Below are 6,530 nucleotides of genomic sequence, written 5' to 3' on the forward strand. Positions count from 1 at the left end.
TTGGCCGCCTCCTCGTTGCCCTCCGCGTCGCGGATCGCGATCGGCACGGCGATGTTGTCGGCCCATTTGCGCACGACGTGGTCGAGCCGGTAGCTCTCGAGATACTCGTCGGCATCCTCCTTGAGGTGCAGCACGATGTCGGTGCCGGCCTGCTCGCGGGCGGCCGGCTCCAGGGTGTAGCTGCCCTTGCCGTCGGAGGCCCAGGTCCAGGCCTCGTCCGAGCCGGCGCGGCGCGAGGTGACGGTGACGCGGTCGGCCACCATGAAGGCGGAGTAGAAGCCGACGCCGAACTGGCCGATCAGGCTCGGACGCAGATCCTCGCCCTCACCCGCCTTGGCCTCGCCCAGCGCCTGCGAGAAGGCGCGGGTGCCGGAGCGGGCGATGGTGCCGAGATTCTGGGCCAGATCCTCCTTGCCCATGCCGATGCCGGAATCGGAGATCGTGAGCGTGCGCGCCGCCTTGTCGGGGGCGATCAGCACCCGCGCGTCGGAGGGGAGCGCCAGGGCCTCGTTGGTCAGCGCCTCGAAGCGGCGCCGGTCGGTCGCGTCGGCGGCGTTGGCCACCAGTTCGCGCAAAAAGATCTCGCGGTCGGAATAGAGCGCGTGGACGACGAGATCCAACAGGCGCCCGACCTCGGCACCGAATTCGTGCCGCTCTACCGTCTCGCTCAAGAGCATGCCTCCGCACTGGGAGTGCCGCGCGGAACGGCTCCGGCGGCGCGGCCGGGGTTTCGCGCGGGACACTCGAAAAAAGCGGGGGCGATATGCCCATGGCGCGACGGCAATTCAATCGCCGTGGGCGTGGATCGGCGACGAAAATGTCGTCTCTCAGGCGGCGAGCGCCGTCGGCGATGCGGGACGCACGGCCGGATCCCCCTCGATGCGCTGGTGCGCGGTGTCGAACGCGCCGCGGATGGCCGCCACCGCATCTTCGACGGCCACCAGGGCGGCGAGTTGCAGCGTGCCCGGAGCTTCGCCGGCGCGCCGCGCGGCGAAGACGATGGCGTGTTCGAGCCTCAACAGTTCTTCCTCGGCGTTTCCGCCGGAAAGATCGGCCAGCCGCTGAAGCGTTGCTTCCAGGGCATGGCGCAAGACAAGTGTTCTCACGCGATCCTGAAGGATCGCCCGGTCGTTCTGCTTCATGTGCTGAGATGTCCGCCGATTCGCGAGGGCGATCATGTCACTGCCCCGGCCCCCGCGCAGTTCCTTTTCTGCAACATTTGCGAAAAGGCGGGGGCGTCGGCGGAACCTTTTTGAAGCTTCGGAAACCCGGCCATCTCGCGCGATCCTCGAACGCGCATTCGGGGACGCGTGCGGCTCCGAAGCGTCTTCGGGGAAGCCGGTCGCGCGACCGGCGAATGCCGGGACTGCACCGGGCCGGGGAGCGTGGCGGTTGCCCTTCGCGCCCGCGCATGGTCCTGATCTTGCCCTCGACCCCACCTTTCCCGACCTCCGGTTTCGTCAGAGTCCGTCCATGCCCGATACCCCCGTCTTCGCCCACGCGGCCGTCGCCGCCCCCCACGCGCTCGCGGCCGCGGCCGGGCAGAGCGTGCTGGCGCAGGGCGGCAACGCCATCGAGGCGATGGTCGCCATGGCCGCGACGATCGCGGTGGTCTACCCGCACATGAACGGCATCGGCGGCGACGGCTTCTGGCTGATCCGCGAGAAGAACGGCCGCGTGCGCGGCATCGAGGCCTGCGGCCCGGCCGGCCGGCTCGCCACCCGCGCCCGCTACCGGGAGAAGGGTTTCGACGCCATTCCCTCCCGCGGTCCCGACGCGGCGGTGACGGTCGCCGGCACGGTCGGCGGCTGGCGCCTCGCCCTCGACATGGCCCGCGCCTTCGGCGGCCGGCTGCCCCTCGACGCGATCCTCGCGGACGCGATCCGCCACGCCCGCGCGGGCTGCGCGGTCTCGGCCTCGGAGGCGCGCTACGTGCCGAAGGAGCTCGACACGCTCCACGACGCGCCGAACTTTGCCGCGACCTACCTGAACGACGGCAAGCCCTACGCCGCGGGCGCGATCCGGACGCAGCCCAAGCTCGCCGACACCCTGGCCCAGCTCGTCCATGCCGGGCTCGACGACTTCTACCGCGGCGATATCGGCCGCGAGATCGCGGGCGACCTGGAACGCCTCGGCGCGCCGGTGACCCGCGCCGACCTCGACGCCTATTCGGCCAAGGAGCGCGCACCCCTGTCCCTGCGGCGGCGCGACGCCACGCTCTACAACTTCCCGCCGCCCACCCAGGGCCTCGCCGCGCTGATCATCCTCGGGATCTTCGACCGGCTGAACATCTCTGAGCCGGAGAGCATCGCCCACTATCACGGGCTGATCGAGGCGACGAAGCGCGCCTTCGCCATCCGCGACCGCTTCGTCACCGATTTCGACCGCCTGACGGGCGATCCAGCCGCCTTCCTCGATCCGAAGCGCCTCCACCGCGAGGCGGCGTTGATCGACATGCGGCGCGCCGCCAGCATCCCGGTGCGATCGGGCGAGGGCGACACCGTCTGGATGGGCGCGATCGACAACGACGGCATGGCCGTCTCCTTCATCCAGTCGGTCTACTGGGAATACGGCTCCGGCACGGTGCTGCCCGCCACCGGCATCTGCTGGCAGAACCGCGGCATGTCGTTCTCGCTCGATGCCTCCGCCGTGAACCCGCTGGAGCCCGGCCGGCGGCCGTTCCACACCCTGATCCCGGCGCTGGCCGCCTTCGACGACGGGCGGGTGATGTCCTACGGCTCCATGGGCGGCGATGGGCAGCCGCAATTCCAGGCGCAGATCTTTTCCCGCTACGCCGATTACGGGATGTCGGTGGCCGACGCGGTCGACGCGCCGCGCCTGCTCTACGGCCGCACCTGGGGCGCCGAGTCGCTCAGCGTGAAGGTCGAGGACCGGTTCGATCCGGGCTGCATCGCGGCGCTCCGGCGCCTGGGCCACGACATCGAGGAGCTGGGCGGCGCCTATATCGACTCGCTGGGCCACGCCGGCATGCTGGTCCGCCATCCCAGGGACGGACGGATCGAGGCGACCCACGATCCGCGCTCCGACGGCGGCGCGGCGGGGCTCTGAAGGCTTGTTTGACAGGGGTGATTTGGCAAGCATCCCCCTCCTCATGCTGAGGTGCCGAGCGACAGCTCGGCCTCGAAGCACGCCGGAAGGGCCGATCCCGGACGGTCAAACTCATAGCGATGGCCCCATGGCATCGATCTGCCGGGGCAAGCGTCGGGGCGTGCTTCGAGGCTGCTGGCGCAGCACCTCAGCATGAGGATCGTCGTGGGTGCCGGAACAGGTCGCTCAAACAGGCTCTGAGACGGCCACGGCCGGACTTGCTCACGTCTCCGTGCGCAGTACGTTTCGGCCAAAGCCCACGCTCGACGTGGCGCGTCGGGAGGAGCGATCCTTGGCCCACTTCATCAACGACCGCGCCCACCTCATCACCGACGCCATCGACGGGCTCGTCGCGGGCAGCGGCGGGGCGCTGGCGCGGCTCGACGGCTACCCCGAGATCCGCGTCGTGCTGCGGGCCGAGCCGGAGCCCGGAAAGGTCGCCGTGGTCTCCGGCGGCGGCTCGGGGCACGAGCCGGCCCATGCCGGCTTCGTCGGGCCGGGGCTCCTCGCGGCGGCGGTGTGCGGCGACGTGTTCGCCTCGCCCTCCGTCGATGCGGTGCTCGCCGGCATCCTCGCGGTGACGGGCGAGGCCGGCTGCGTCCTCGTCGTGAAGAACTATGCCGGCGACCGCCTGAATTTCGGCCTCGCCGCCGAGCGCGCCCGCGCGCTCGGACGCCGGGTCGAGACCGTGCTGGTGGCCGACGACATCGCCCTGCCCGACGCGGCCCGTCCGCGGGGGCTCGCCGGCACGCTTCTCGTCCACAAGGTCGCGGGCCACGCCGCCGCCTCGGGCGCTTCGCTCGAAGACGTCGCGGCGCTCGCCCGGCGCACGGCCGGCGCGGCGCGCACCCTCGGCATCGCCGTCTCCACCGCGACGATCCCCGGCTCGAAGCCGGAGCCGCGGCTGTCGGAAGGCCAGGCGGAACTCGGCCTCGGCATCCACGGCGAGCCCGGCATCGAGCGCATCGACCTGCCCCGTGCCGACGCGCTCGCCGAGCGCATGACCGCCCGCTTCCCCGCCCCCATCGCGGGGGCCGAACGGCTCGCGCTCCTCGTCAACAATCTCGGCTCGACCACGGCCCTCGAGATGGAGGTGCTGACCAAGGCGGTGCTCGCGACCGAACTCGGGCGCCGGGTGCGGCTGCTGCTCGGCCCCGCCCCGGTCATGACCGCGCTCGACATGCACGGCGCCTCCCTCACCTTCCTGGCGCTGGACGACGCGATCGAGGCGGCGCTGGTCTCCGAGACGCCGGTCGCCGCCTGGCCGCGGGCGCGGACTTTGCGCGAACCGGTCGTCCGGCCCCTGCCGGAGGGGCTGTCCGGCGGGCCGACGCCGGCCCCGTCGCGGGATGCGGTCGTCGCCGCGCGGATCGAGGCGGTGGCCCGGGCGCTGATCGCGGCGGAAGCCTCGCTCAACGCCCTCGACGCGCGGGTCGGCGACGGCGACACCGGCTCGACCTTCGCCGAGGGCGCCCGCGCCGTGCTGGCCGACCTCGACCGGCTGCCCCAGGCCGAGCCCGCCGCCCTGTGCCGGGCCTTGGGCGAGCGCTTGGGCCGCGCCACCGGGGGATCGAGCGGCGTGCTGCTTTCGATCTTCTTCGCCGCCGCCGGCTCGGCGCTCGCCGAGGGGGCGGACTGGGCGAAAGCCTGCGCCGCGGGCGTGGAGCGGGTGCGCGAGGTCGGCGGCGCCGGCCCCGGCGACCGCACGATGCTCGACGCGGCGATTCCGGCGATCGAGGCGCTGTCGGCCTCCGGTCTCGCCGCGGCGGCGCGGGCCGCCCGCGCGGGGGCCGACGCGACCGCCGCGATGGAGCGGGCCGGCACCGGCCGCTCCAGCTACCTCGCCGTCAGCGACCTGAAGGGCCATCCCGACCCCGGAGCGGTTGCGGTGGCGACCGCCTTCGAGGCATTGGCCGCGGATTCGAAGTGAGACGTCATCCGTTCGGATCGCTTCCGCCTCTCCTTCCGTCATTGCGAGGCGAAGCCGTGGCAATCCAGGGCGCGACATCTCCGAAAAGGGCGCGCCCTGGATCGCTTCGGCTTCGCCTCGCGATGTCGGCGTCTGGCAGAACCCGCAGCGATCGACTGGAAACAGAGCGAGACGAGCGACGATGAGCACCCTGAACAAGGATCAGAGCGACTATTGGAACGGCGAGGTCGGCCAGCGCTGGGCCGCCTACCACGAGGCGCTCGACTCCGCCTTCGCGCCCTTCACCGAGGCCCTGTTCGCCCGCGCCGCGCTCGGCGCCGGTGCCCGCGTGCTCGATATCGGCTGCGGCGCCGGCGACACCGCGCTCATTGCCGCGCGGCAGGTCGGGAGCGGCGGGCACGTCACCGCCGCCGACCTGTCGGAGCCGCTGCTGGCGGTCGGTCGCGAGCGGGCGGCGCGGGAAGCGCCGGGGACCGCCCCGATCGCGTGGCTTCGCGCCGACGCCCAGGATCACGCCTTCGGCCCGGGCTTCGACCACGCCCTCTCCCGCTTCGGCGTGATGTTCTTCGAGGATTCCACCGCCGCCTTCGCCAATATCCGCCGCTCCCTCGCCGCGGGCGGACGGCTGAGCTTTCTCTGCTGGCGGAGCATGGCGGAGAACGCCTGGGTCACGGTCCCGCGCGACGCGGTGCTGCCGCTCCTGCCGGAGGTCGACCCGCCGCAGCCGGGCGCCCCAGGGCCGTTCCGCTTCGCCGCACCGGACGCGCTTTTGCCTATTCTTGAGGCAGCCGGTTTTCGCGGCATCGAGTGCGAGCCGGTCGATCGGGTGATGCGGGTGGGCGAGACCATCGAGGCGGCGGCCGACTTCGTGGCGACCCGCGGTCCCGTCGCCCGCCTGCTGCGCGAGCGCGAGCCGGCGCTGCAGGAGGCTGCCTTAAAAATCATCAGGCAGCTCTTCGCCGAGCGCTTCGGGGCCGGTCCGGTTGATCTCGGCGCCGCCTGCTGGCTCGTCAGCGCGCGAGCCTGACGTTCGCCTCTGGCATGCCCTTTGCGGCGCCACGGCGCCGTAAGGGAGTGAATGATGCATACAGTTTCCGATCGGACGCGGTGGATCCAGCTCGGCCTGGGTCTCCTCGTCATGATGACGATCTCCAGCCCGCAATATGTCTGGACGCTGTTCGTGAAGCCGTTCCAGGCGACCACCGGCGCGAGCCTCGCCGCCGTGCAGGTCGCCTTCACGATGCTGATCGTGCTCCAGACCTTCTTCTCGCCGGTGCAGGGCTGGCTGATCGAGCGTTTCAGCGCCAAGGCCATGATCGCGCTGGGCGCCGCCCTCTCGGGACTGGGCTGGGTCGCCGCCTCCTACACCGACACGCTGTGGGGGCTCTACGCGACCTACGGCCTGCTCTGCGGCCTCGGCACCGGCATCGTCTATGTCGGCGTGGTCGGCCTGATGGTGCGCTGGTTCCCCGAGCGGCGCGGCTTCGCCGCC

6 protein-coding genes are annotated in these 6,530 nt (G+C 71.9%); 4 read left to right on the forward strand and 2 right to left on the reverse strand.

Translation table 11 applies throughout. The features are described from left to right. Together MFF42_RS12300 and MFF42_RS12305 are read right to left on the reverse strand one after the other, a co-directional pair. Window positions 1-671 (reverse strand): ATP-binding protein (locus MFF42_RS12300; protein WP_238256002.1); only part of this gene is annotated, 671 nt, incomplete at its 3' end. 156 nt (window positions 672-827) lie between these two features. Beyond that, a complete protein-coding gene (locus tag MFF42_RS12305) occupies window positions 828-1,142 on the reverse strand; it encodes a hypothetical protein (protein ID WP_238256003.1) in 315 nt (104 codons plus the stop codon). Window positions 1,143-1,473: 331 nt separating this feature from the next. On the opposite strand from MFF42_RS12305, the gene MFF42_RS12310 reads away from it, so the two are divergent. The 4 genes from MFF42_RS12310 to MFF42_RS12325 form a co-directional block, all read left to right on the forward strand. Further along, entirely contained in the window at window positions 1,474-3,069 is a 1,596-nt protein-coding gene (locus tag MFF42_RS12310; RefSeq protein WP_238256004.1) for a gamma-glutamyltransferase family protein, read from the forward strand. Window positions 3,070-3,400: 331 nt separating this feature from the next. Continuing rightward, complete coding sequence (locus MFF42_RS12315; RefSeq protein ID WP_238256005.1) at window positions 3,401-5,038, forward strand: dihydroxyacetone kinase subunit DhaK; 1,638 nt, start codon at window positions 3,401-3,403, stop codon at window positions 5,036-5,038. Between the two features lie 181 nt (window positions 5,039-5,219). Next, window positions 5,220-6,065 (forward strand): class I SAM-dependent methyltransferase, encoded by an 846-nt coding sequence (locus tag MFF42_RS12320; RefSeq protein WP_238256006.1) that lies wholly within the window; start codon window positions 5,220-5,222, stop codon window positions 6,063-6,065. A gap of 54 nt (window positions 6,066-6,119) precedes the next feature. Further along, window positions 6,120-6,530, forward strand: a 411-nt coding sequence (locus MFF42_RS12325; RefSeq protein ID WP_238256007.1) for an MFS transporter, incomplete at its 3' end; no start/stop codon positions are given.

The organism is Methylorubrum podarium, from assembly GCF_022179745.1.
GTDB classification, from domain to species: Bacteria; Pseudomonadota; Alphaproteobacteria; order Rhizobiales; family Beijerinckiaceae; genus Methylobacterium; species Methylobacterium podarium.

Coding starts and splice junctions, on each gene's coding strand:
- MFF42_RS12305 (WP_238256003.1), bottom strand. CDS start 1,142: ATGAAGCAGAACGACCGGGCGATCCTTCAGGATCGCGTGAGAACACTT.
- MFF42_RS12310 (WP_238256004.1), top strand. CDS start 1,474: ATGCCCGATACCCCCGTCTTCGCCCACGCGGCCGTCGCCGCCCCCCAC.
- MFF42_RS12320 (WP_238256006.1), top strand. CDS start 5,220: ATGAGCACCCTGAACAAGGATCAGAGCGACTATTGGAACGGCGAGGTC.